Annotated in this window: 24 protein-coding genes and 1 pseudogene; 16 read left to right on the top strand and 9 right to left on the bottom strand. The window is 67.1% G+C overall.

Translation table 11 applies throughout. From position 1 onward, the window contains the following. Positions 1-53: 53 nt before the first annotated feature. Positions 54-923: an oxidoreductase gene (locus tag N415_RS11665; protein ID WP_068181277.1), complete on the bottom strand. Its 870-nt coding sequence runs from the start codon at positions 921-923 to the stop codon at positions 54-56. Between the two features lie 176 nt (positions 924-1,099). On the opposite strand from N415_RS11665, the gene N415_RS11660 reads away from it, so the two are divergent. Next, entirely contained in the window at positions 1,100-2,173 is a 1,074-nt protein-coding gene (locus tag N415_RS11660) for an acylglycerol kinase family protein (protein WP_239645506.1), read from the top strand. Between the two features lie 9 nt (positions 2,174-2,182). Here the strand turns inward: N415_RS11660 and N415_RS11655 are convergent. Beyond that, positions 2,183-2,392 (bottom strand): annotated as a pseudogene (locus N415_RS11655) (hypothetical protein); the annotation flags it as partial. A 639-nt stretch (positions 2,393-3,031) separates the two neighbouring features. Between N415_RS11655 and N415_RS11650 the strand changes: the two are divergent. From N415_RS11650 to N415_RS11630, 5 genes are all read left to right on the top strand, one after another. Beyond that, positions 3,032-6,265 (top strand): fatty acyl-AMP ligase, encoded by a 3,234-nt coding sequence (locus N415_RS11650; RefSeq protein ID WP_068181353.1) that lies wholly within the window; start codon positions 3,032-3,034, stop codon positions 6,263-6,265. A gap of 19 nt (positions 6,266-6,284) precedes the next feature. Next, positions 6,285-7,193 carry a metal-dependent hydrolase gene (locus tag N415_RS11645; protein WP_068181275.1) on the top strand — a complete coding sequence of 303 codons (909 nt, stop codon included), beginning with the start codon at positions 6,285-6,287 and terminating at the stop codon, positions 7,191-7,193. A 19-nt stretch (positions 7,194-7,212) separates the two neighbouring features. Beyond that, positions 7,213-8,118, top strand: coding sequence for an alpha/beta fold hydrolase (locus tag N415_RS11640; RefSeq protein WP_081665195.1), 906 nt, complete (start codon positions 7,213-7,215; stop codon positions 8,116-8,118). 4 nt (positions 8,119-8,122) lie between these two features. Further along, positions 8,123-9,205 (top strand): PDR/VanB family oxidoreductase, encoded by a 1,083-nt coding sequence (locus tag N415_RS11635; RefSeq protein ID WP_068181273.1) that lies wholly within the window; start codon positions 8,123-8,125, stop codon positions 9,203-9,205. Between the two features lie 88 nt (positions 9,206-9,293). Next, positions 9,294-9,509 (top strand): DUF3072 domain-containing protein, encoded by a 216-nt coding sequence (locus N415_RS11630; RefSeq protein ID WP_068181270.1) that lies wholly within the window; start codon positions 9,294-9,296, stop codon positions 9,507-9,509. Here the strand turns inward: N415_RS11630 and N415_RS11625 are convergent. Further along, entirely contained in the window at positions 9,506-10,513 is a 1,008-nt protein-coding gene (locus N415_RS11625) for a YihY/virulence factor BrkB family protein (protein WP_068181268.1), read from the bottom strand. The genes N415_RS11630 and N415_RS11625 overlap by 4 nt on opposite strands. 312 nt (positions 10,514-10,825) lie before the next feature. Between N415_RS11625 and N415_RS11620 the strand changes: the two genes are divergently transcribed. Beyond that, entirely contained in the window at positions 10,826-11,518 is a 693-nt protein-coding gene (locus N415_RS11620; RefSeq protein WP_193376435.1) for a type 1 glutamine amidotransferase domain-containing protein, read from the top strand. A 22-nt stretch (positions 11,519-11,540) separates the two neighbouring features. Here the strand turns inward: N415_RS11620 and N415_RS11615 are convergent, their stop codons facing one another. Beyond that, positions 11,541-12,797: an MFS transporter gene (locus N415_RS11615; protein WP_161630297.1), complete on the bottom strand. Its 1,257-nt coding sequence runs from the start codon at positions 12,795-12,797 to the stop codon at positions 11,541-11,543. 70 nt (positions 12,798-12,867) lie between these two features. On the opposite strand from N415_RS11615, the gene N415_RS11610 reads away from it, so the two are divergent. The 3 genes from N415_RS11610 to N415_RS11605 all read left to right on the top strand — a co-directional run bounded on the left by N415_RS11610 (position 12,868) and on the right by N415_RS11605 (position 14,966). Beyond that, the gene (locus N415_RS11610) at positions 12,868-13,818 is read left to right on the top strand and encodes a helix-turn-helix domain-containing protein (protein ID WP_068181262.1); all 951 of its coding nucleotides are present in this window, start codon (positions 12,868-12,870) and stop codon (positions 13,816-13,818) included. Between the two features lie 78 nt (positions 13,819-13,896). Next, entirely contained in the window at positions 13,897-14,193 is a 297-nt protein-coding gene (locus N415_RS32655) for a hypothetical protein (protein WP_152531332.1), read from the top strand. Between the two features lie 137 nt (positions 14,194-14,330). Continuing rightward, a complete protein-coding gene (locus N415_RS11605) occupies positions 14,331-14,966 on the top strand; it encodes a class I SAM-dependent methyltransferase (protein WP_068181259.1) in 636 nt (211 codons plus the stop codon). On the opposite strand, the gene N415_RS11600 is transcribed toward N415_RS11605, so the two are convergent. Together N415_RS11600 and N415_RS11595 are read right to left on the bottom strand one after the other, a co-directional pair. Then, positions 14,963-15,430 carry a hypothetical protein gene (locus N415_RS11600; RefSeq protein ID WP_068181256.1) on the bottom strand — a complete coding sequence of 156 codons (468 nt, stop codon included), beginning with the start codon at positions 15,428-15,430 and terminating at the stop codon, positions 14,963-14,965. The two genes, N415_RS11605 and N415_RS11600, sit on opposite strands and share 4 nt — an antisense overlap. A gap of 22 nt (positions 15,431-15,452) precedes the next feature. Then, a complete protein-coding gene (locus N415_RS11595) occupies positions 15,453-15,773 on the bottom strand; it encodes a helix-turn-helix transcriptional regulator (protein WP_068181253.1) in 321 nt (106 codons plus the stop codon). 94 nt (positions 15,774-15,867) lie between these two features. Here N415_RS11595 and N415_RS11590 point away from each other — a divergent pair, with 94 nt between their 5' ends. Then, entirely contained in the window at positions 15,868-16,788 is a 921-nt protein-coding gene (locus N415_RS11590) for a TIGR03619 family F420-dependent LLM class oxidoreductase (RefSeq protein ID WP_068181249.1), read from the top strand. A 66-nt stretch (positions 16,789-16,854) separates the two neighbouring features. Here the strand turns inward: N415_RS11590 and N415_RS32650 are convergent, their stop codons facing one another. Continuing rightward, positions 16,855-17,523: a chitin-binding protein gene (locus N415_RS32650; protein ID WP_152531331.1), complete on the bottom strand. Its 669-nt coding sequence runs from the start codon at positions 17,521-17,523 to the stop codon at positions 16,855-16,857. Positions 17,524-17,732: 209 nt separating this feature from the next. On the opposite strand from N415_RS32650, the gene N415_RS11580 reads away from it, so the two are divergent. The 3 genes from N415_RS11580 to N415_RS11570 all read left to right on the top strand — a co-directional run bounded on the left by N415_RS11580 (position 17,733) and on the right by N415_RS11570 (position 20,912). Then, complete coding sequence (locus tag N415_RS11580; protein WP_068181347.1) at positions 17,733-18,446, top strand: VIT family protein; 714 nt, start codon at positions 17,733-17,735, stop codon at positions 18,444-18,446. Positions 18,447-18,576: 130 nt separating this feature from the next. After that, positions 18,577-19,356 (top strand): thioesterase family protein, encoded by a 780-nt coding sequence (locus tag N415_RS11575; protein ID WP_161630298.1) that lies wholly within the window; start codon positions 18,577-18,579, stop codon positions 19,354-19,356. Continuing rightward, the gene (locus N415_RS11570) at positions 19,353-20,912 is read left to right on the top strand and encodes an AMP-binding protein (RefSeq protein WP_068181237.1); all 1,560 of its coding nucleotides are present in this window, start codon (positions 19,353-19,355) and stop codon (positions 20,910-20,912) included. The genes N415_RS11575 and N415_RS11570 overlap by 4 nt, the downstream gene beginning before the upstream one ends. A gap of 8 nt (positions 20,913-20,920) precedes the next feature. Here N415_RS11570 and N415_RS11565 read toward each other — a convergent pair whose 3' ends face one another. Then, positions 20,921-21,541, bottom strand: a complete 621-nt coding sequence (locus N415_RS11565; protein ID WP_068181233.1) for a TIGR03085 family metal-binding protein — start codon at positions 21,539-21,541, stop codon at positions 20,921-20,923. A 92-nt stretch (positions 21,542-21,633) separates the two neighbouring features. Here N415_RS11565 and htpG point away from each other — a divergent pair, with 92 nt between their 5' ends. Both htpG and N415_RS11555 read left to right on the top strand, forming a co-directional pair. Further along, complete coding sequence (gene htpG / locus N415_RS11560) at positions 21,634-23,556, top strand: molecular chaperone HtpG (protein WP_068181230.1); 1,923 nt, start codon at positions 21,634-21,636, stop codon at positions 23,554-23,556. Between the two features lie 67 nt (positions 23,557-23,623). Then, positions 23,624-23,839: a hypothetical protein gene (locus N415_RS11555; RefSeq protein WP_068181226.1), complete on the top strand. Its 216-nt coding sequence runs from the start codon at positions 23,624-23,626 to the stop codon at positions 23,837-23,839. 1 nt (position 23,840) lies between these two features. Here the strand turns inward: N415_RS11555 and N415_RS11550 are convergent, their stop codons facing one another. Next, a complete protein-coding gene (locus N415_RS11550; RefSeq protein WP_068181223.1) occupies positions 23,841-24,596 on the bottom strand; it encodes a GntR family transcriptional regulator in 756 nt (251 codons plus the stop codon). Positions 24,597-24,644 lie beyond the last annotated feature (48 nt).

Here is a 24,644-nt window from a genome sequence, read left to right as displayed (position 1 = left end):
CAAATCTAACCGCGACTCGTGGGTGGGGCGCGTCGACGCCTGCGCGGTCAGCCTCAGAGCGGGAATTTCGTGCCGGTGAGCTGTTCGGACAGCTCCCAGAGCGCGGCGGCACTGGTTGCGCGCCTGGCCGGCCAATTTCGCCAGGTCGGCTGGCTGCGACCGTACAGGCCGAACCGAGGGCCGACGAACGTATCGCCCGCCAGGTCCTGCGATGCGGCATACAACGTTTGCCGGGCACCGAAGTCGGCGTCGGTGGACACGAGGCGGTCGACGGCCAACACCGCCGCGTCGCCGAACTTGCGACCCGAATTGCCCTGCAGGTTCGTGTGCGACCAACCGGGGTGCGCGGCCAGCGCGCGCAGCGGAGAACCGGCCGCATCCAGGCGCCGCTGCAGCTCGCTGGTGAACAGCAGGTTGGCCAGCTTCGACTGGCCGTAGGCCAGCCACGCCGAGTACGGCCGGGACTGCCAGTTCAGGTCTTTGCGGCTGATGTAGCCGATGTGATGCAGCAGCGAGGACACCGTCACCACGCGATCGGTCAGCCTGGGCAGCAACAGGTTGGTCAACGCGAAATGACCGAGGTGATTGGTGCCGATCTGGCCCTCGAACCCGTCGACGGTGACCGCGCGCTTCGTCGCCATGATGCCGGCGTTATTGACGAGTACGTCGACTCTGTCGACCTGATCGGCGAAGTGTCGCACCGACGAGAGGTCTTGCAGGTCGAGCCGGCGCACCTCGACTTGGCCGGTCATTCGCGCGGCCGCGGCGTCACCCTTGTCGGTGTTGCGCACCGCCAGGATGACGTGGGCGCCGACCCGCGCCAACTCCCGCGCGGTCACCTCGCCCAGCCCGCCGCTGGCACCGGTGACGATGGCGGTCCGTCCCGAAAACGACGGCAGGTCCGCCGCGGTCCAACCTGACATGGCAGCCACCCTAGCCGCGAAGCGGCAGGGGCCGTCCCGGGCAATGCTTTTGCTCCACCGCGACCGTGCGGAGATTCGCGTCGGCGCGCCCACATCGCCATCGCGGGTATCGTCGCGGAGATGGCCAGCGAAATCCCACGTACGCGTTGCGGCCGGGGTGAGTCGGGGAGCCCCAGATGTATCTAGGGGTCATCGTCAATCCGCTTGCGCGCAAGAACCGTGCCGCGCGCCACGATGTCGCCGCCGACATGCGCCGCATCGTCGGCCCGTGGGGCGAGGTGCACGAAACTACCTCGGTGGAGGAGCTGCGCAACGCCGTCGGGCAGCTGTACCCGCGGGTCAGCCACCTGATCAGCGACGGCGGCGACGGTTCGCTGAACTGGTTGATCAACGAAACCCGGCACTGCGTCGACGATCCGGAGCGTTGGCCGGCGTTCGTGCCGAGCAATGGCGGCAGCGTCAACGCCGTCGCGCGCAAGGCGCGGGTGCGAGGCCGGCCCGAAGCGGTTTTGCGCGCGCTGGTCGCCGCGGCCGAGGCGAATCAGCCTCCGCCGGAAACGTTTCTGGACACCCTGGAGCTCGACGGCGAAACCGCGGACGGCGCAAAGTTTTACCGGCTCTGCTTTGGCCTGGCCGCCGGGGGCGTCGGCAACCGGTTCTACGACAAGTACTACGACAACCACACGCATGGCCGGGCGGACGTCGTTCGGGTGATGGCCCGCTCGTTTGGCGACTATGTGACCAACAAGGTGGTCCCCGGACACTCGAACAAGTCCAACTATGCGACCCGCCTGTTCGCGCCGACGCGCGCGCGTGTCGCGATCGACGGCGTCGAGGTCCCCACGCGGACACACACATTGCTGCACGCCGGTGCGATCGACCTGCACATCGGCGCAGGTTTCCGGCTATTCCCGAAAGCGTCTCAACCTGGCGCGCTGCACTTCCAAGCCGGGTACCTGAGGCCGTCGAGGATCATCGCGAACCTGCCCTCGGCGCTCCGCAACGGAACGCTTCCCGGTGATCGGGTGCGGGATGTCAACGGCGAAGAGATGGTCATCGAGGCCGAGGACGAGCCGCTGTCGCCGATCATCGACGGCGAGCGTTTTGACGGCATCGTCCGGCTCGTCGCCCGCGCCGGACCCCGAATCCGCATCGCACAGGTCGGTCGCCAACTATCGGCCGCGCTCGACGCCTCGCCGCTGCGTGACGCGGTGGCACGCGGAATCGATTCGCGGCGTTTGGAATCCTGACGACGGGCGCTACCGCTTGGCCTGGATGGTGCGCGTGATCTGGGCCGCGAGTTTGGGGTCGTTGAGCAGTTGGTCGACGAGCGTGGCGAGAACCTCTTGCCCAGTGACGCGAGCGACGCCGAGGCGGTCGGCGGCCTCTCGCTGCCAGATGTCGAGAGCTCGATGCTGGGCGGGCGTAAGGTCAACCGTTCGTCGGGTGCGGGGATTACGTGTGCGCCCGACCGCGAAGCGATCGGTCGGCGCCGCGGCCATGCGGTCCGGAGTGCTCATGGGTGACTCTCTCGTCGTAGCCGTTGACGGTTGATCAGTAAGTCAGTTTCAGTATATCCGTAGCTTCTGAGCCCCGCCCGGGTCGCCGTCGCCGCTGCGCCCACCTCGCTCACACGTCGAATTGCGGTCGTCATTCGGCCGGTCTTAGGCGTGTTTGGAAAAGCAACTCCGCAATAGCGGCGAATTTGCAAGGGAGCCCTTTCTGGCCGGTTTATCAGAATGCTGTCACGGGTCGGCCACACCCGGGCTGGGTCGTTGCGTACGGAACGTCGCGTGTCCGTAGGTCAGTATTCGCGTATCGTCGCTCCACCAGGGTTTATCGAGGAGCAAGGGTGCACTGAACTACTGAAACCAGTATTCACATAAACAATTCCTGGCTCACGAGAAAATGTCCTCGCTGTGGGATGCGTCACGCGTACCTGTGAAATCCGTGTGTGGCGTCGAAATGGCTTTGCGAGACACCGATTAACGGCGCTACCGTGAGTGAATTACGACGTAAGCAGTTCTTCTTTTGATTTCGGCTAAATCGGGCCACCAACCTGGAAGGGGAGTGACTCCGTGACGGAGACCCTGATCGACTACCTGCAGATGTGGGAAGCGCGGAAACCGGACCAGACCCTCTTCCGGTTCGTCGATGCCGACGGCCACGAGCTCGAGCACTACACATTCCGGAGCTTCGCGGAGCGGACGCGCGAGCTGGCCGCATACCTGTCCACCGAAGCCGGGCTCCGGCCGGGAGATCGAGCACTGCTGGTCTACACGCCCGGTCTGGAGATGGTGGCCGCGTTCTACGCCTGCGCGCGCCTCGGCGTCATCGCCGTCCCGGTAAGCCCCCCGCTGCCCATGGCTTTCGAGTCGGGGCTGGCGAAGCTGAGCTTCATCGCCCGGGACTGCCAAGCCAAGGCGGTGCTGTCGACCAAGCAACTCGAGTCCGACTTCCGTCAGCTGCTCGACCACCGGCAGGGCGCGATGCCTTGGCCTGACGCCGAGAGGCTTCCGGAGCTCCCGTGGGTCGCGACCGACCGGACGCGTAACTTCGGCGGCGCTCCTGTCGCCGACAAGCCCGGCCGAGTGCTCTTCCTGCAGTACACATCCGGTTCCACCAACGATCCCAAGGGTGTGGTGGTGACCCACGCCAACGTCATCGCCAACGCGTCGGCCTTCCCCGACAGCGAGGTGGTGGTCAGCTGGCTGCCGCAGCACCACGACATGGGCTTGATCTCCGCCTACCTGTTCATCGTGGTGATCGGTGGCAGCACGCACGCGATGTCACCGGAGGACTTCCTGAAGCGGCCCGCATCCTGGCTGCGGCTCATCAGCGAGGTGCGCGCCACCCGCACGCCCGCGCCGAACTTCGCGCTCGAGTACTGCCTGCGTGAGGACAAGCTTCCGGCTTCGCATCTCGACGGCATCGATTTGAGCAGCCTCGAGTCGATGCTCATCGGGGCAGAGCCGTTGCGGGCCAAGACGTTTACCCGCTTCCGGGAGCGCTTCGCCCCCTATGGACTGCGGCCCGACGCCGTCACCGGCGCCTACGGCCTGGCCGAGAACACCCTGATCGTGTCCGTGCGGGGTCGCCAGACGCTGGCCGTGAACAAGCGGGCTCTGCAGCAGAACGTGGTTCGGGTTGAAAAGGCCCTGCCGGAGAACAACAACCAGACGCCCCTGGTGAGCAGCGGCAAGCCCGCCGACGGGAACGTCGTTCGCATCGTCGACCCCGAATCCCGGCAGTCGCTGGGCCAGGGCAAGGTCGGCGAGATCTGGCTGGACGGACCGTCCAAGGGGGGCGGCTACTGGCATCGCCCCGAGGCCAGCGCGGAAACCTTCGGCGCGCGCATCGCCGGCGATGACGAGCACACCTATTTGCGGACGGGCGATCTCGGCTTCCTCTACGAGGGCGAGCTGTTCGTCTGCGGGCGGACCAAGGACCTGATCATCGTCCGGGGCGTCAACTGCTACCCGTCGGACATCGAGGCCGTCGTGGAACGATCCGCCCCGCAAGTCCGGCACGGCTGCGTCGCCGCATTCGCGGTCGAACGCGAGGAGTCCGAGGAGCAGGAAGCGCTGATCGTGGTCGCCGAGGTGCGGGATGGTAATGACCTCCCGGACGGCAAGGCCCTGGCGCGAGCGATCCGCCGGCACGGCCACATCGATCCGCACACGATCGTGTTCGCGCCGCCGCGCAGCATCCCCAAGACCACCTCGGGAAAGATCAGGCGCTCGCAGACCCGCCAGCTGTGGCTGGACGGCAAGCTGCCCGCGCTGGCGAGCTGGGTTAACCAGTCGGCCCACCACACCCACAACGGGCCGGACGCCAGCGCGGGCCCGCTCGCGCGCTTCCAAAATCTCATCGAGAGTTACGACCTGACCGGGTACGAAGATTGCTCCTTCGCCGATCTCGGGATTGACTCGCTGGCACTGGCGGAGCTGCGCGCGGACCTACAGGCGCTACTGGAAGAGCACGGGGCGGGGGAGCTGGCCGAGGAGGTCAACACGCGCCTGCTTCAGCGCCTGACCGTCGCCGAGTTCTTCCGGCTCATGCGGCAATTCGGGGATCGGTCCGGGCAGCCCGTGGAGGCACTGCGGCAGGCGCTGGACCAGATCTCCGCCAGGTACGAGGCGCAGGAGATCGAGCAGATGCGCGCCGATGCGCGGCTGCCCCTGCCGGCGCTGCCGATCGCGCAATCGGGGCCGGTGAGCGACATCCTGCTCACCGGGGCGACCGGATTCCTGGGACCGTTCTTGGTGAACAGCCTGCTGGGCCAGACTTCCTACACGATCCACGCGTTGGTCCGCGCCACGGACGAGGCCCACGGGCTGGACCGGATCGTCGCCTCGCTACGCCGCGCCCAGCTGTGGTCCCCGGCTCTGGAAGCCGAGGTCCGGGCGCGGGTGCGAGTGATCTGCGGTGACCTCGCCGAGCCCAACCTGGGCATCGGTGAGGCGGCGTTCCTGCGACTGGCCGAAAGCGTCGACGCGATCGTACACAACGGCGCCTTGGTCAACTACGTCAGGACCTACGACGCGCTGCGCGCGGCCAATGTGATTGGCACACATGAGCTTTTGCGCCTGGCGATGACCGCTCACCGCAAGACCTTCCACCTGGTCTCCAGCACGTTCATCTACGGCTGGAGCACCGAGCCGGTGGTCGGGGAATGGGATGCCAACACCAAGATGAGCGGTCTGGACTTCGGCTACTCGCAGACCAAGTGGGTCGCCGAGCAATTGGTCCTGGCAGCGCAGCGGCAAGGGCTCGACGTGCGCATCTTCCGGCCCTCGCTGATCTCGCCTACCCGCGCGGGTTTCGGCAGCGAGGACGACATCCTGGTGCGCCTGACCGCGTTCATGATCGAGCACGGAGTGGCCGTCAACGCGCTCAACCAACTCAGCATGCTGCCGGCGGACCTGATCGCCGATCACATTGTCGCGCTGATGGACCTCCCCCCCGAGGCCGGCAGCGTCTTTAACATGACCGCGGATGACTACTACAACCTGACCGACATCACGCGGATCCTGTCAGAACGCTACGGCTACCGCTTCGACTACTACGACATCCCGTCCTTCACCGAGCAGCTGAACCGCCGGTGCACGCCGCGCGATCAGCTCTATCCGCTGGTCGATTTCCTCACCCGGTCGGCGGACAAGATCGCGGCGATGCGGGAAAAGCGTTACGACAACACCCAATACCGGCATGCTCGCACGCTGGCCAAGGTTCATCTGCGGGAGCCGGCCCTGACGAAGACGGTCGAGAACCTGTGGCGGTTCTTGCGTCAGGAGGGCCTGATCACCGAGGCTGAGGGGGAGGCGCAACGCAGTGCCTAGTGACGTTGGGGGGTCCACCATGTTCACGGTCGATGACCAGGCGACGGGCCCGCACGACGCATCCCTCGATCACGAGCGGATCGTTCTGCAGGCGCGTGACGTCGACTTCGACTGGGCGACGCTGCCGTTCTACTACGTGCCCAACGAGCCCTTCACCACCCATTTCTGCAACGTCCTGCACCTGCTGCTGCCCGCGGGCGAGGAGTTCATCGTCGAGGCGTTCAAGAGCACCCTGCCGCTGATCAAGGACGATCAGCTGCGGTTGGACGTGCAGGGGTTCATCAGCCAGGAGGCGATGCATTCCCAGGCGCACGCGGGGGTGCTCGGGCACTTCGCCGCCAAGGGCATCGACGTGACACCGTTTACCGACCAGATGGCCTGGCTGTTCCAGCGGCTCATTGGCGACCGGCCCCAGTGGAGTCGGCGGCGACGGGAAAGCTGGTTGCTCGAACGGGTTTCGATGGTGGCGGCCCTCGAGCACTACACCGCCATCCTGGGTGAATGGGTCCTCGACACCCCGCAACACGACGCCTTGGGCACCGACCCGGTGATGCTGGACTTGCTGCGCTGGCACGGCGCGGAAGAAGTCGAACACAAGGCCGTCGCGTTCGACACCATGAAGCATCTGCGAGCGGGCTACTGGCGGCAGGTACGGACCCAGCTACTGATCACGCCGGCGCTGTTGTGGTTGTTCGTCCGCGGCGTCCGGTTCATGTACTCCGTCGACCCGAACCTGCCGCCGGGGACCAAACCGCGCTGGCGGGATTATTTCCGCGCGGCGCGACGGGGATTGGTACCCGGTCCCTTTGAGTTCCTCGGCGTCATCGGCGCGTACTACCGGCCGAGCTTTCACCCTTCCCAACTGGGTGGGGTGGGACGTGCGGTCGACTACTTGGCCAGATCGCCCGCCGCGCGGGCGTCGCACTGAGCCCGCGGAGAACTCGAGCATGACCTATACCAGCACCGTGACCGCCTCCGACGGGGTGGCGCTCGCCGTGCACGCGCACACCGGGATCGACCCCGAGCGGCCGACCATATTGGCGATCCACGGTTACCCGGATAATCACCACGTATGGGACGGCGTCGCCTGGGGACTCGCCGACCGGTACAACTTCGTCGCGTTCGACGTGCGTGGCGCCGGCGAATCCTCAACGCCTGCAAATCGATCAGGCTATCACCTCAACCAGCTGGTCGATGATATCGACTCGGTGATCGACAGCCTGGGTGTCGACGAGGTCCACCTGTTGGCCCACGACTGGGGATCGATTCAGGGTTGGGCCGCGGTCACCGACGACACGGTGATGGGCAAAATCGCCTCGTTCACGTCGATCTCCGGGCCGCACCTGAACTACGCGGGCCGGTTTCTGCGGTCGGCACGTACGCCCCGCGCCGTGCCCGACGTCGTCAAACAGGTTCTGGCTTCGTCGTATATCTGGTTCTTTCTGTGTCCGGGTGCGCCCGAGGTGGCGATCCGGTCCCGGGTGACCGTGAAAGTCTTTGAGGCGGTTGAGCTTATCGGCCGGTCCAGGCGCCGCGGGCAACGGCGTGCGGCGTCGATCCGCTCGATCGATGACTACCTCAACGGGCTCAACCTGTACCGTGCCAACATGCCTGCGCCGATTTTGGCGCCGCCGGAGAAGCTGCCGCAGACCGAAGTTCCGGTGCAGGTGCTGGTGGCTCGCAAAGACTATTTCGTCAGCCCTGCCCTGCAGCGGTTCACCGGCTCGATACCGCCCGAGGGCAGGATCGTCTCTATCGAGGGCGGCCACTGGGTGGTCGCCTCGCATCCCGACGTCGTCGCCCGGTATACGGGCGAGTGGGTCAAGCTGACCTCCGGAGTTCGGCAGGCATAGGAAATTGACTGTGGCAGAGAGCATTTGGGCGAGCAGACCTGTCGACCTCTACGGTCGCCGCAAGCGCGACCGCAGCTACACGGCGTTGTGGGGTGTGGGTTCGCTCTTCGGCGGCTTCGCGTCGGCGTCGCGATGGACTCCGTCGCGGATATCGCCGGTGCAACGGACCATCACCGCGACGGTGATTAAACGTGAGCTTCTCACGCCCGACGTGGTCGCATTGACGTTGGCCGATCCCCAAGGCGGGTTGCTGCCGTCCTGGACTCCCGGTGCGCACATCGACGTTCGGCTGCCCTCGGGTCGCCGCCGGCAGTATTCGCTGTGCGGTCCGCCCGGGCGGCGCACCGACTACCGCATCGCCGTGCGCCGGATCGCCGACGGCGGCGGCGGTTCCATCGAGATGCACGACGCGTTCGACGTGGGCGACACGTTGGAGTTCGAGGGCCCGCGCAACGCCTTCTATCTCGTCACCGACGAACGTGACATCTTGTTCATCATCGGCGGCATCGGGGTGACGCCCATTCTGCCCATGATCCGGCTGGCTCATCAGCACGGAATCAACTGGCGCGCAATCTATGCCGGCAGGCGACGCGACCACATGCCGCTGCTCGACGAGGTGCTGGCGGTAGACGCCGATCGGGTCACCGTCTGGGCCGACGACGAGCGGGGCCGCTTCCCGACCACCGACGAGCTGCTGGCCGGCGCGGGCACGACGACGGCCGTGTATATCTGCGCGCCAACCGCCGTGCTCGAAGCGGTTCGTGCGGCCCGGGACTCTCACGTTGACGCGCCACTGCACTACGAGCGGTTCAGCCCGCCGCCGGTCGTCGATGGTGCGCCGTTCGAGCTCGAGTTGGCGCGATCCAAACGGGTGCTCAGCGTGCCGGCGAACCGGTCGGCGCTCGCCGTCATGCTTGACCGTGAACCGGCGACCGCGTATTCGTGCCAGCAAGGGTTCTGCGGGACATGCAAGGTCAAGGTGCTTGGGGGGCAGGTCGATCGCCGGGGCCGAACCGTGGAAGGCGACGACGAAATGCTGGTCTGCGTGTCCCGGGCGAAAAGTGACCGCGTGGTGATCGACGCCTGACGGCCGGCCACGACCCGGCGCCGAGCGCAACGGCGAACTTTCTCCGGCGACACGTTTCGAACACGCGTGCGACGGTTATCTCTAGTGCATGACTGACGACACGCAACAGGCGCCCCGCGAGACACCCGAGAAGGACAGGTCCGAGTGGGTAACCGGCGACGAGCCGATGACGGGACCCCAGCGCAGCTATCTACATACGCTGGCCCAGGAGGCGGGTCGCGACGTTCCCGACGACATGACGAAAGCGCAAGCCTCGGAGCTGATCGATGAACTGCAACAACAGACGGGACGGGGCGCCCACTAGCCGGCGCGCCGGCTACGGACCGCCGGCGTCTGCTGATCGCCTTCCTTGCGGGTCAGGTCGCGGAACCTGACGCTGACTCGCTGAAAGCCCTTCACCCGCTCGGCTTTTGCCCTCTTGGCGTAGGTCTTCCGGTCGGCCTCCGTGAGATCCGCGTCCTCGACGAACGGGGTGAGCAATGCGCGCGGGTATAGCCGCTCCACGAGAACGACGTTGATCTCGGCGCACAGGACCAGCGTCGTCGAGATGAGGTACAAGAACGCCAGCAGCCCCAGCACCAAAGCGAAGACGCTGTTGGTGGCGCTGGCCGTCTTGACCGTGTGCGCGACGTAACCGGCGCCGAACCGCTGCAGGATCTGCCAAATGAGCGCCGCCGCAAGCGCTCCCGGCCAAACCTGGCGGTAGCTGAGCTGGCGGGCGGTGGTCACGCGAAACGCCACCAGGCAGATCAGCCCGTTGATCGCGATGGCGGCGAGCGTGAGGCCGAGCTTTCCGACGAATCCCAGGGAGCCCGTGGCCTGGCCGATCGCGGACAGGACGGTGGACGCGACGGCAGCCGAACCGAGAACCAACAACAACAGCGCGCTGCGCACGCGCGACAGTATTGGGTTGGGGCGCTTGTTCCTTGGCACGGCCCACACCGAGTCCATCGCGTTCTGCACCGCCTGCCCGACGCCCAGGCCGCCATACAGTGCTCCCACGATGCCGACGACCACCGCGACGGTCCCGCCGCTGAGCCCCTCGGGCTGATGCAATTGGCTTCCGATGACGGGGAATTGGCTCAACGTGCTGTGCAGCACCTGCTCCTGCAGGTCGGGGCGTCCGGCCAGAATCACCCCCAGCCCGGTCGTCAGCAGGAGCAGCAGTGGGAACAACGACACGAACCCGTAGTAGGTGATCAAGGCGGACAGATAGCCGCCTTGGTCGTCCAGGTATTTATAGATGACGGCGATGGTTACGCCGACGGGGCGGTTCCGTCGCTGCAGCCTGTCCAGCCAGCCGACCATGCGTGCTCACTTCATTTCTCAAGCCGACACCCAATCGATGGGATGACCAGGTCATACCCAGATTCTTGAGGGGTCAATCCACCGCCCTGGCTCTTCGCTGACTTCGTGCGGCGCCACTGTTCGTGGACGCAGCGAGCCGAGGCCTGACGGTAAACTTATTGCGTTGGTGCACAAGCGATTCCCGATCCGCCGCGCTCGCCTGCAACGGACATGCACTGATTGCCGTCGGCTGCGGGACCACATAGACTTTTGCCGTCGGTATGCCCGCATGACTTCCCAGAGGCCCGCCGGCTCAAACGGAGGGATCGGCTGATGGCCAAAGTCCTGTTCGTCATGACCGCAACAAGCTTCTGGACCCTCAAGGACGGGACCAGGCACCCGACGGGTTACTGGGCCGAGGAGTTCGCCGCCCCCTACAGCGCGTTCAGCGGCGCCGGCCACGAAATCGTGGTGGCGACTCCCGGTGGCGTGGTGCCCTACGTGGACGTGATGAGCCTCCGTCCCTCGATGGCCGGCAGCGAGGAGATCGCCCGCCAGCTCGAAGAGATCCTGCGGTCCGCCGAAGAGTTGCGCAGGCCAATCGAACTGGCCGACGCGCGTCTGGATGACTACGACGCGGTGTATTACCCCGGCGGGCACGGCCCCATGGAGGACCTGTGGCGGGACGCCGACTCGGGCCGGCTCCTCACCGCCGCGCTCGCGTCGGGTAAACCCCTCGCCATCGTGTGCCATGCGCCGGTCGCAATGCTGGCCACCCGGCGCAACGGCGTCTCGCCTTTCGCCGGCTACCGGGTCACCGCCTTCACCAACGACGAGGAGGACGGTGTCGGCTTGCGTGAGACGGCGCCCTGGACGGCTGAGGACGAACTGGTCAAGATGGGCGTCGACTTCGTCCGCGGCGAGATCTGGAAGCCTTTCACCGTCGTCGACCGAAACCTGTACACCGGGCAAAACCCCGCCTCGGCGGGGCCGCTCGCGCAGGAATTGCTCAAAGTACTCAAATAGGAAGTCCTCAAATAGGAAGTCCTCAACCGGGCGCGGACGCGAGCGCTCGGCCGTCCACGTCGGTGTTCGGTCCGCCCGACGCGCGGCGCCGGCGACCCCACCGTCGTCCCACGCTCAGCCACAGCAGCGATGCGAGCGCGGCCGCCGTCACCACCCACAACCCCGTCACGGCAGACCAGCCGAGGTGCGCGTGGCCGAGCGTGAGCAGGTACGGCACCGCAAATCCGAGGTAACTCAGCGCTTGATAGGCGGACGTCGCGACCCCAAGCCGGGCCGGCTCGGCCACGCGTTGGATGTCGGCCAGGCCCGCGAACTGGGTGACGCCATACGCGGCGCCCAGCACCGCCGCGGCGATCAGCACCGCCCACACGCTGGACGCGGCCGCGGCCCATACGGCGACCATCAACGCGCCGACGGCGATCAGCATGGCCGGCGCGAGGATTCCTGTTCGGGCGTCGGGGCGCAGGCGGGCGGCCAGCGGCTGGACGAGCATCCCGGCCACCGCCGGGATGGCTGTGGCGACCGCGGCGAAGGTCAACGGTTGCGAACCCGCCCGGTCTGCGACCAGAGCCGGCAGGTACGCCAGCGCGATGGCGGCGGTCCCGAATACCCAGGGCGCGAAGGGCGCTGACACCGTCAGCAAATGCCTCGCCAGCGACTCCTCGCGATCGGCACGGGGTTCGATGCTTGCCGTCGGCGCGACGCCGCCCGATGCGTCGCCGTCGGCCCGGTTCACCGCGAAGAGCGCCAGCACCGAGAGCGCGATCTGCGGCACGTAGGGCCACAGCTCGGGACGCGAAACCTGTTGCGCGATAAGCCCCGCGACCAGCGGGCCCCCGGCGAAGCCGATCGTCATCGCGATCGTCGCACGCCGGGCCCCCGCCTGGTGATGAGCGTGCGACGACGACAGCTCCTTGATCCACGCGGCACCGGTGCCGAACGCCAGGCCGCTGCTGATTCCGGCCAGCAGCCGCCCCGGGAACAGGAGGCCATGCCGCGCCGACCCCGCCATCAGGACGGCCGAGGCGGCCAGTGACACCGCCAACGCCGTCATCACCACGACGCGGCGCCCCGCCCGGTCCGACCACCGGCCACCCACCAGGAGCGCCGGGACCAGACCCACCGCGTAGAGCCCGAACATCACCTCCGTCGCCGCGACGGAGACGCCGCGCTGCTGATACAGCACGATCAGGGGTGCGAATTGGTTTGCGCCCCAACCGATTGCCGCGACGGCCGCGGCGGGCCGCAGCCAGTCCTTCGCGGGGGTGCTCCGAGTCATGCCTTCAGCATCAGGCCCACGGCAGCGACACACCAGTGGCCGATATGACACAAACCGTACAATTTCGGTCATGGCCCACGTTGTGGCGATCGCACTGAGTGACCAGGTGCCGATCTTCGAGCTCGCGGCGCCGTGCGCGATCTTCGGCACCAACCGGTCGGACCTGGCGGGGGATTGGTACGAGCTGCGGGTGTGCAGCCCGTACGAGGGCGCACGCGTGGACCGCTGGTTCACCGCGACGACGCCCTATACCTACGCCGACCTCGTCGCCGCCGACACCGTCATCGTCCCCGCCTGCCACGACGACGCCCTGGAGCCGCCGCACGATCTGGTGGACGCGATCAGGCTGGCGTCGCAGCGGGGTGCCCGGGTCGCGTCCATCTGCACCGGCGCTTTCGCACTCGCGGCAGCCGGTCTCCTCGATGGCCGGCGCGCGGCGACCCACTGGATGCACGCGGGCACGCTTGCCGAGCGCTACCCCAAGATCCGGGTGGACTCGGCGGCCCTGTATGTCGACGAGGGCGACGTGCTCACCTCCGCGGGGAAATCCGCCGGCACCGACCTGTGTCTGCACATGGTGCGACGGGATTACGGCGCGACGGTTGCCAATCAGGTTGCGCGACGACTGGTGTCGCCGCCGCACCGCGAAGGACACCAGCGTCAATACGCGAACCCGATACCGGAGACCGCGAGCAATGACGTAGTCGGCGACGCGTTGGACTGGGCGCTAACGCATCTCGACGAACCCCTGACCGTCGAAGGGCTCGCCCGGCGATCCGGCGTGAGCGTGAGAACCCTTCACCGACAACTGGTTACGCGGACCGGAAGTACGCCCCTCGACTGGCTGAACGGCCAACGCGTGCGCCGAGCGCAACAGCTCCTGGAAACTACCGATTTACCCATCGAGCGCATCGCAACCGACTGCGGCTTCGGCAGCGCCGCCACGCTGCGACGGCACTTCCGGGACACGCTTGCCACCACGCCGGACGCTTACCGGCGGACCTTCACCACCGCCGGATGACCTGAAAATCGCAAAAATGCCGGTAAACACGCGTGCAGAGCGATTAAATCGGTAGGCATAGGGCATGAGGAGGCCGACATGACCGAAGCAAGGAACCTTCGAACGCGTTGCGCCATCGGGGCGTTCGCGCTCGCGTTGGTGGGGTTGCCGGCGATCGCGATCGCCGCGCCGGCGCTCAGCAGGGCCGACGATCCGCCCCCTTGCGCGCCGGGGTGGGCGTGGAGCGTCGACTTGAATCAATGCGTGTTCGTGCTCCCCGCGGCAAATGGGCCCGGCGGCCCGGGCGGGCCCGGCGGTCCGGGTGGACCGGGCGGCCCCGGCGGGCCTGGGTTACCGGGCAGTCCCGCCGGACCGGGCGGTCCCGGCCGACACTAGCCCGGCCCGGCGTTTGCGTGTGAATCCAGGTCTTTTCGTGTGCATCCTGGGCGGGAAAGCGGCCGAGATTCCGCCGTGGGTACACACGCAAAGCCGCCAGCGCACACTGACGCGGCGACCAAGGTCATACTGGGCGGATGACGTCAGCTCAGCGCCGCGGGCTCAACGATGCGGTCACCCGGATGTGGAGCTTCCTTGCCCCGGCCTACGACCTGCCTTTTCTGCAGCGGTGGGTGTACCGCCCGCCACACGACGAGGTGATCGCGCAACTGCGCGCCCACAACTGCCGCAAGATCGCTGACATCGCTTGTGGCACAGGAATTCTCAGCGATCGAATCGAGCGTGAACTGCACCCCGACGAGATCTACGGCGTCGACATGTCCGACGGCATGCTGGCCCAGGCGCGCGCCCGGTCCGACCGGGTGCAGTGGCGGCGCGCCCCGGCCGAGCAGCTGCCCTTCGCCGACGGGGCACTCGACGCCGTCGTGACGACCTCGGCCTTTCACTTCTTCGACCAACCCGCGGCCCTGCGGGAATTCCATCGCGTGCTGGGGCACGGCGGGCTGGTGGCCGTCTCCGCCCTGAGCACTCGGCAACCGATGCTGCAGGCTCCCGCGACCAATCGGTGGAAACCACAGCACAACGCGTCGCCGGCCGAGATGCGGACTTTGTTCGAGGACGCCGGGTTCACCATCAGCGATCAACACCGCATTCAACGGCCGCTGTGGACGCGGGTCGTGTCCGACCTGATCACCGTCGGCACCAAAAGCTAGCCGCGCCGCCGGGCGAGGATTTCCCGAAGGGTGGGCAACGTTCGCTGGTCCTTGGGTCGGTTCGCTGCCTGTTTTGACCGGATGACGTCACCGAGCGACGCGATGCGCACGTTTACTCCGTAGAGCGGGGCGTGGACCGCGTCTCGGCGCAAATCACGGTATCCGCCTGTGCCAGAAGGCTTAAAGGTTATGTCTAGATCGCCGGCGTCGGTTGTGAGGTTCCAGGTTTGCGCGTCGGCCAGTGTCTCGCCGTCACAGCTGAAAGGCAGGCCGCTCGGCTCGGACTCGGTGCGGACCTTTGCGTTGAGTTCGCGGAGGGCAGCGGCGAGGTTGTCGAGATTCCGCCGGCCGATGTCGGGGGTGATATCGGCGTCCTCCGTGGGAAAGGGAGAACCGTGGTAGACCGCGGCGAGGCCGCCGATGAGGACGTAGGCGACTTTGTTTCGGTGCAGGGCCCCAAGCATGCGAGGCAAGTCGAGTTCCAACTCAATTCCGCCCCGCCTGTCGCAGCGCCGCGAGTTGCCGGGCCACCCGGGCGTGGCGATCCATCCGTTCCTGGCCACTCAGCCCCGCCAGGCGCGTCGCCTGGGCGATGTCGCTGTCATCGCGCGGTACGAGCATGAGCTCGAGATCGAAGCCGCACAAGCGCGTCAGCCGACGGACGTCGTCGAGGCTGATGGCGGTCCGGCCGGATTCCCAACGCGCGATTGCGGATTGGGTCGTGCCAGCTCGGGTCGCCAACTCGGCCTGCGTAAGGGCGGCCCGGCGCCGGGCCTCGCGGACCAGATCACCGCCGTAAGACGTCATGCCACATTATAGCAGTTCTGCTATGTCATCGACCGCGTGCCATTCGGCCAGTCACAATGCCAGACAGTGGTCGTCGAGCACGCCAGGAGCGCAAATGAAGTTCGCCTTCCCGCTACCGCACATGCTGCGCCTCAAGGCGATCAGCCAGCCCTGGGAGGCCGGCGTCACCGGCGCCGATCAGACCCGAACGGCCAAGTGCGCCGAGGCGATGGGCTACGACATGATCGCGATCCCCGAGCACTACGTCATCCCCACCGACCACGTCGAACTGTCGGGCCCGCATTACCTTTCCTCGACCGTCGCGCAGGCCTACATCGCGGGAGCCACCGAGAAGATCCGGCTGAATTCGTGCGTCACGATACTGCCGCTGCAACATCCGATCGTGCTCGCCAAGGCGCTGGCGACCGCCGACTGGATGAGCAGTGGGCGGATGATGGTGACCTTCGGAGTCGGTTGGCTGGAGCGCGAATTCGACGTCCTCGCGGTGCCCTTCCACGAACGCGGCCGCATCGCCGACGAGTACCTCGAGGCGATCATCGAGCTGTGGACCAGCGACTCGCCCCGTTACGAGGGCCGTTACGTGTCGTTCCGGGACATGGCGTTCGAGCCCAAACCCGTTCAGAAACCGCATCTTCCGGTATGGATCGGTGGCGACGCCGATGCCGCGCTGAAGCGCGCCGCGCGATTCGCCTCCGGGTGGTGGCCGTTTTTGACCCCGCCGGAAAAGATCGCCGAGCGTGTCGACTTCATCAAGGGTCAACCCGCCTACGACGGGCGCCCGTTCGAGGTGATGCACGGGCTGGGCACCAACCGCGTCGGCGAGGGACATCGCGCCGTCAGCGATCCACACGCGCGTCCCGGCATGAGCGCTCAGGAGCTCGTCGACCGCCTGAATTGGCTCGCCGAGCAGGGGGTGACCTTCAGCGCGGTGCCCGTTCTCGCCGTCCGCGGGGTCGACGAGTACCTCGACTACGCCCAATGGGTCATCGAGGAGATCAAACCCAAAGTGGCCTAGGCTCAACCGATCCCGTCAATGCCCGCCTCACCGGCCGGTGAGACGGGCATCGGGCGGGTCGAGCTGTTACAGCGGGATCCAGACCCCGAAGAACCAGAACCCCCACTGGTTGAAGCCGGGATCCCAGACGGGCGTCTCGTCGTAGCCGTAGTAATGGATGGGGCCATACCCCCACGGCCCGCCGGGTGGCGGCAGCGGCCGATCCCACGCCGGCCGCGGCGGTGGACCGTATCCCCAAGGTCCGGGCCCGTCGCCCCACGGGGCGCCGTGGAAGTAGCCGCGCTGCGGGTCGCCATGCCAGGGGCCGCCCGGTCCGCCGGGTCCACCCGGTCCGCCGGGATGGTCGGGACCGCCGGGGCCACCCGGTCCGCCGGGATGGTCGGGACCGCCGGGGCCGCCAGGTCCGCCAGGATGGTCGGGACCGCCGGGGCCACCAGGGCCGCCAGGATGGTCGGGCGCGGGTCCGCCCGGGCCGCCGGGGCCGCCTGGTCCACCGCGGTGATCGGGTCCGCCGGGACCACCCGGAGGACCACCAGGCCCGCCCGGGCCACCCGGTCCGCCCGGGTCATTCGGTCCGGCCGGCCGGTGATCCCCGGGCGCCGGGCCGCCGTGGTTACCGGGCGCCGGCGGGGGCGCTCCCGGAGCGGCAAACGCCGAACCGGCGCCCATGCCCAACGCGGCGGCGGCGAGAGCGCCGGCGATGGTCCCCCCCGCGATCAATTGCTTTAATTTCATAGTCCTTCACCTGTCCATAAGTGAGTTCCTAGAACCCCCCAACAACCCACACGTTAGATAGCGCGTCTATGGATTAGCTGTGACGGGCCCATGCGCAACGTTTGGGCGGCGACAAGTCATCGAGAACCGCGAATGAGGCAAGGCTGCGCTCGCTTTGGCAAGCCTATATTTGCTGGTCGGAAGCCATTTCGCCGTATATGGTTGCGGACGTGTCGACTACCTCCCACCCCGCCGAACCCCATGTGGGTTCGGTCTCGTCGAGGCTGAATTGGCTGCGTGCCGGCGTACTGGGCGCCAACGACGGGATCGTGTCCACCGCGGGCATCGTCGTGGGCGTCGCGGCGGCGACGGTGGAACGCGGCCCGATCTTGACCGCCGGCGTCGCCGGTCTGGTCGCCGGGGCCGTGTCGATGGCGTTGGGCGAATACGTCTCGGTCAGCACGCAGCGCGACACCGAGCAGGCGCTGCTGACCAAGGAAATGCAGGAGTTGCGCGACGACCCGGCCGCCGAATTGGACGAGCTGGCCGAGCTTTACGAGGCCAAGGGTCTGTCACCGGCGACGGCGCGCACCGTGGCCGAGGAACTCACCGACCACAATCCCTTCGTCGCCCACGCCGAGGTCGAACTGGGTATCGACCCCGAGGAGCTGACCAATCCGTGGCAAGCGGCGATGTCCTCGGCGCTGTCGTTCACCGTGGGCGCGATGTTGCCGTTGATCGTGATCCTGGTGCCGCCGACGGCTTGGAGAATCCCGGCCACCGTCGTCGCGGTGCTGCTGGCCTTGGTGCTGACGGGTGCGGTGTCGGCGGGACTGGGCGGCGCGCCGCAGGGCCGGGCGGTCGCCCGCAACGTCATCGGCGGTGGGCTCGCTTTGGCGGTCACCTACGCGATCGGACACCTGGTGGGCGCCGCAATCGCGTAATCCTCTCGGCTGGACTGGAAACAGAAACTGTAATATCAACTGTTGCCGTCCCGACGAGAAAGAGCGTGCTTTGACCGAAACCAATATCGCGCCGGATGACGTTGATTCCGCGGCGCAGGCGCCGTACTTTCTGCGCGACGAAAACCGTTTTGTGCCAAACGGAATCGCGCGGGGCGGCTGGGGCCCGTCGCTGAGTGGACACGTCGTGGGCGGTCTCTTGGGGTGGGCCGCCGAACGCGCGGTGGACGATCCGCAACTGCAACCTGCGCGGCTGACCGTCGACCTACCCGCGCCCACCGCGCTCGAACCGATCGAGGTCCACACGCAGGTGCACCACGATCGCCGGCGACTGCGGCTCGTCGAGATCGTGCTCACCCAGCGCGGTACGCCCGTAGCGCGGGGGAGCGCATTGTTTCTGCGGCGCGGCCCACAGCCAGAGGGGCAGGTGTGGTCACCGGCCGTGGAGATGCCGCCGCTGCCCATCGACGACGGCCCCGCGCCGTCGCTGTTCATGCGCACTTACGGCTGGGGCACCGGGATTCAGAATCCCGATCCCGATTGGCCCGACTCGGGACCGAAATACACCTGGCTGCACGAGACCCGTTCGCTGATCGACGGCGAGCCGCTCACCCCTTTCACCCGCGCGGCCATGGGCGCGGACATCACGGCGTCCCTGGCCAATTGGGGCACAAACGGTTTGCAGTTCATCAACGTCGACTACACCCTGACGCTGACCCGACTGCCCGAAGGGCCCCACATCGGGCTGGCCTCACTCACGCATTACAGCCACGACGGCGTCGCCACCGGGTCGGCCGTCCTCGTCGACCACCACGGCCCGATCGGCAGTTCCGTCTCGGTTGCCATCGCGCACTCCGGATTTCGGCCGATCACCGCGCCACCGGCCGAATGAAGGACGACCCCACCTACTGGGCATTGATCGCCGAGGCCGCCCGGCGAAGACCGGACCTGCCGCTGCTCGCCGACGAGTATGGCCGCAGCCTGACCGCACGTCAATTCCGCGACGCCGCATGCGCGACGGCCGCCGCGTTCGCCGAACGGGGGATAGGCGCGGGAACGGTGGTGTCCTGGCAACTGCCGACGACGCTGGAAACCGCCGTCGTCATGGCGGCGCTAGCCCGACTCGGCGCGGTCCAAAACCCGATCATCCCGATACTGCGTGAACACGAGGTCGGCTTCATCACCGCCCAGCTGTCTACCGAATTCCTTGTGGTGCCAGAGTTTTGGCACCGATTCGACTACGGCGGCCTGGCGCGGGCCCTCGCCACGGACCGGGGCTTCCGCGTCATCACCGTCGACCTGGCGACGCCACCCTCGGCCGGTGACCTTAGGCTGCCCCGCGCGAGCGCCGATGCCCTCGGCCCGCCGCCAGGGCCTACCGGCGACGCGCGATGGATCTACTACTCGTCCGGAACCACCGCGGCCCCCAAGGGGATTCGCCACACCGATGCGTCGGTGATGGCGCCCGCCGCGGGCTTGGCGGAAAAGATGGGCATCACCGCCAGCGACGTGGATCCCATCGGCTTTCCCTTCGCGCACATCGGCGGTGCCGTGATGCTGGCCGTCGGGCTGATGACCGGCATGCGGTTAGCGCTGTTCGAGGTATTCGACCCGGCCACCACGCCGCTGTCCATCGCCGCCCACAACCCGACCTTTCTGGGCATGGCGACACCGTTCTTCCTGGCGTTCCTCGAGGCCCAGCGCAACCACGGCGACGAGCCGCTGTTCCCGTTTGTGCGGGGCTGCCTGGCCGGCGGCGCGCCGATCACCCCCGAACTGGGCCACCAGGTCCGCGAAACCTTCGGTGTGGCCGGCATCGCGAACGCATGGGGCCTCACCGAGTTTCCGGTCGCGACCTCACCGTCGCTGACCGGGCCGCCGGAGGTGCTCGACCACACCGTCGGCGCACCGGGACCCGGCGTCAGGGTCCGGGTCGTCGACGCAGGAATCGAACTGTCCGCTGGGCAGGAGGGTGAGCTGCGGCTCAAGGGACCCCAATGCTTCCTCGGCTACGCCGACGCCGCGCTCGACGCCGACGCGTTCGACGCCGAAGGATGGTTGCGCACAGGCGATCTCGGGCTGATCGACGAGAATGGCAACGTCCGCGTCACGGGCCGGATCAAGGATGCGATCATCCGCAACGCCGAGAATGTCTCGGCCCAGGAAGTCGAAAATGCGCTGGCCACCCATCCCGCTGTCGCCGACGTCGCGGTCGTCGGAGTACCCGACCCGCGCACGGGCGAGCGCGTCTGCGCCGTGGTGGTTCCCGCATCGAGTGACGACGTGTCGCTGGAATCCCTGGTGCAGCACTGCCATTCGCAAGGGTTGAGCCGCTACAAACACCCCGAGCGCCTGGTGATCGTCGATGCGCTGCCGCGCAATCAGTTCGGCAAGGTGATCAAGAAGGAGCTGCGCGAAGCCCTCGCCAGCGGTCGTCTGCAGACTTGATAGTCCGGCTACAACCCCTTGGGCGCGTCGCGGACCGCTTGCACCGCCGCCGGGTCGCCGTCGAACTCGACCCGAGCCTCCCGGCCGACGGAGAACAGCAGCAGCTCCTCGGGCGGACCGGTCACCACGACCGCCGGGCCGGAGCCGGCCGTCAGCACCGTCTTGCCCCCGGGCGTGCGCAACGCCACCCGGCCCGGGACCTTCCCGAGGGTGACCCGGGCCATCAGCGACAGCGTGCGACGCAGCGCCCGGCACATCCCTTGTTCCAGCACGCGGGGCTCCCAGGCCGGCTGCGCGCGGCGCACGTCCTCGTGGTGGATGAACATCTCGGCGACGTTGGCCACCGGGTCGAGCAGGATGAACGGCGAATAGACGGGCGGGCCGGACGCGATTTTGTCCACCAACTCGTCCCAGTCGTTCTTCGACGCCGCCTCCTCCTGCACCTTGGCGGTGTGCGCCGCGAAGAACGGGATCATGATGCCCGCCGCGGCGTCGGGCCGGTACTCCCGGATCACCAGGTGGGCGGCCAGGTCTCGCGTCTTCCAGCCCTCGCACAAGGTGGGCGCCTCGGGGCCGACGGCCCGCATGGTCGCGACGAGGGCGGCGCGTTCGCGCTGAGCAACGGACATGGGTTCAGGGTAGGGCCAGCCCGCGGGCGTGGACCAACCGCACCTCGGTAAATTTGCAACGTCGTCTCAGGAAGGAAAGTGCAGGGAGTGTCATGAACGCGCGTGTCGAGCAGTTGGAGTTTCAGGCCGAGGCCCGGCAACTGCTGGATTTGATGGTCCACTCGGTCTACTCCAACAAGGACTCGTTTCTGCGGGAGCTGATCTCGAACGCCTCCGATGCGCTGGACAAGCTGCGCCTGGAAGCGTTTCGCAACAAGGACCTCGACGTCGACACCTCCGACCTGCATATCGAGATCGACGTCGACAAAAGCGCACGAACGCTGACCGTCCGCGACGACGGCATCGGGATGACGCGCGAGGAAGTGGTGGACCTGATCGGCACCCTGGCCAAGTCCGGCACCGCCGAGCTGCGCCAACAGCTACGCGACGCCAAAAATGCGGCGGCCTCCGAGGAACTGATCGGCCAGTTCGGCATCGGGTTCTACTCGAGCTTCATGGTCGCCGACAAGGTCGAGCTGCTGACCCGCAAGGCCGGCGAGAGCGCCGCCACCAGGTGGGAATCCAGCGGCGAGGGCACCTACACCATCGAATCCGTGGACGACGCGCCGCAGGGAACCTCGGTCACGTTGCACCTCAAGCCCGAAGACGCCGAGGACGAGCTGCACGACTACACCGCGGAGTGGAAGATCAGGCACCTGGTCAAGCGGTACTCCGACTTCATCTCCTGGCCCATCCGGATGGAGGTCGAGAAACGCACACCGGGCGAAGACGGTGGCGAGGAGACCGTCACGCTCGAGACCGAGACCCTCAACTCGATGAAGGCGCTGTGGGCCAGGCCCAAGGAGGAGGTCTCCGCCGAGGAGTACAACGAGTTCTACAAGCACATCGCCCACGCCTGGGACGACCCGCTCGAGGTCATCGCGATGAAGGCCGAGGGCACCTTCGAGTACCAGGCCCTGCTGTTCATCCCGTCGCACGCCCCGCTCGACCTGTTCGACCGGGACTCCCACGTCGGGATCCAGTTGTACGTGAAGCGCGTGTTCATCATGGGCGATTGCGACGAGCTGCTGCCGAAATACCTGCGCTTCGTCAAGGGCGTCGTCGACGCACAAGACTTGTCGCTCAACGTATCTCGCGAAATCCTGCAGCAGGATCGGCAGATCAAGGCGATCCGTCGCCGGCTGACCAAGAAGGTGCTGTCCAGGATCAAGGAGCTGCAGTCCGAGCGGCCGGACGACTACCGCACCCTGTGGACCCAGTTCGGCAGGGCCATCAAGGAAGGGCTGCTGTCCGACGCCGACAACAAGGACATGCTGCTGCAGGTGTCCTCGTTCGCCTCCACCCACAGCGACGAGGAGGCCACCACCCTGGCCGAGTACGTCGAGCGGATGAAGGAGGGCCAGCAGCAGATCTTCTACGCCACCGGCGAGACGCGCCAGCAGCTGCTGAAGTCACCGCACCTCGAGGCGTTCAAGGCCAAGGGCTACGAAGTCCTGCTGCTCACCGACCCGGTCGACGAAGTGTGGGTGGGGGTGGTCGACGAGTTCGACGGCAAACCGCTGCAGTCGGTGGCCAGGGGCGAGGTGGACCTCGACGACGAAGAGGGCAAGAGCGAGGCCGAGCGCGAGGAGCAGGAGAAGGAGTTTGCCGACCTGCTGACCTGGCTCAAAGAGACCCTGAGCGAGCACGTCAAGGACGTGCGGCTGTCGACGCGCCTCACCGAGTCGCCCGCCTGCCTGATCACCGACGCCTTCGGGATCACCCCGACGCTGGCGCGCCTCTACCGCGCCACCGGGCAGGACGTTCCGGTCGGCAAGCGGATCCTCGAACTCAACCCGAATCATCCGCTCGTCACCGGCCTCCGGGACGCGCACAAGGACCGCGCCGACGACCAATCGGTCGCCGAGACCGCCGAACTGCTCTACGGCACAGCGCTTCTCGCCGAAGGCGGCGCGCTCGACGATCCGGCGCGCTTCGCCGAGCTGCTCGCGCAGCGTTTGGCGCGCACGGTCTGAGCGTTTTCCGGTGGCCAGGGTCGGCTAATTGCGATTGAATTTCCCCCGGAAGGGATAATCACAGCGCATGGCCAAGTTCCGGATCATCGATCCACATGGCGGGATTGTGGCGACCAAGGATTTCGACAGCGCCGAGGCCGCATACGTGTGGTTCACCGACGCCGTCGCGGGCAGCACCGAACTGGGCTGGCGCATGGAGGTCGACGACGCGGGGCGCTGGGCATTCTTCGATGACACCGAAGGCTTCACCGCCCCGGCGAGCCGCCGTCCGTTTCGGCGCTGAATTACGCGCCCTTTTCCCGTCCCGATTCCGCATCCGCGGTTGAGCCGACCACATTGGTGTTTTCGCCGAGGACGCGGTGGAGCAGCTCGCCGGTGCCGAGCAGGTGCCGGGTGACCAGCGACTGCGCGCGCTTGACATCACCCCGGCGCACGGCCCGCAGCAGCGCCGTGTGTTCGCGGTCGGACTCGCCCTTGTAGGACGGCAGCCCGAACTTGAGCCGCAGGTAACGCTCGCCGCGCTCATGCAGCATGCCGATCAGCGCCAGGAGTTGTGGGCGCGCGGCCGGCTCATAGAGGCTCATGTGAAAGGCCTCGTTGCGCGCGACGTACAGCGACGGCTCGGTTTCGGCCGCGGCCGCCTTGCACAGCGCTTCGCAGTGGCGCAGCGTGTCCGCCGTGTGAGCGGGTATCGCCAGCCCGATGGCGAGGCTCTCGAGCGCGGCGCGGATCTCGTAGACCTCGCGCGCCTCGCCGGCCGCCAACGGGGCCACCGTCGCCCCCTTGTTCATCTCCACCTTGGCCCAGCCTTCGCTCTCCAGCTGGCGCAGGGCCTCGCGAACCGGGATCGCGCTGACCGAGAAGTGCCGCGCGATGGCGTCCTGGCGCAGCGGTGCGCCGGGGGCGAGGGTGCCGTCGACGATCGCGGCGCGCAGCGCGTTGGCGATCAACCGCGACGTGCTGCCGCGTTCCGCCAGCGAGAGCGCCGTCGGTAACGCGCCCAACACATTGTCCGACGGAGTACGACCTGTTACGCTCATCACTATATTATATACAATGTGATGCCGGCCGACGCTAGACCGGCTCGC

It is taken from the genome of Mycobacterium sp. UM_CSW (assembly GCF_000455205.1).
Lineage (GTDB): Bacteria > Actinomycetota > Actinomycetes > Mycobacteriales > Mycobacteriaceae > Mycobacterium.
This window is presented reverse-complemented; position numbering and strand designations above follow the sequence as displayed.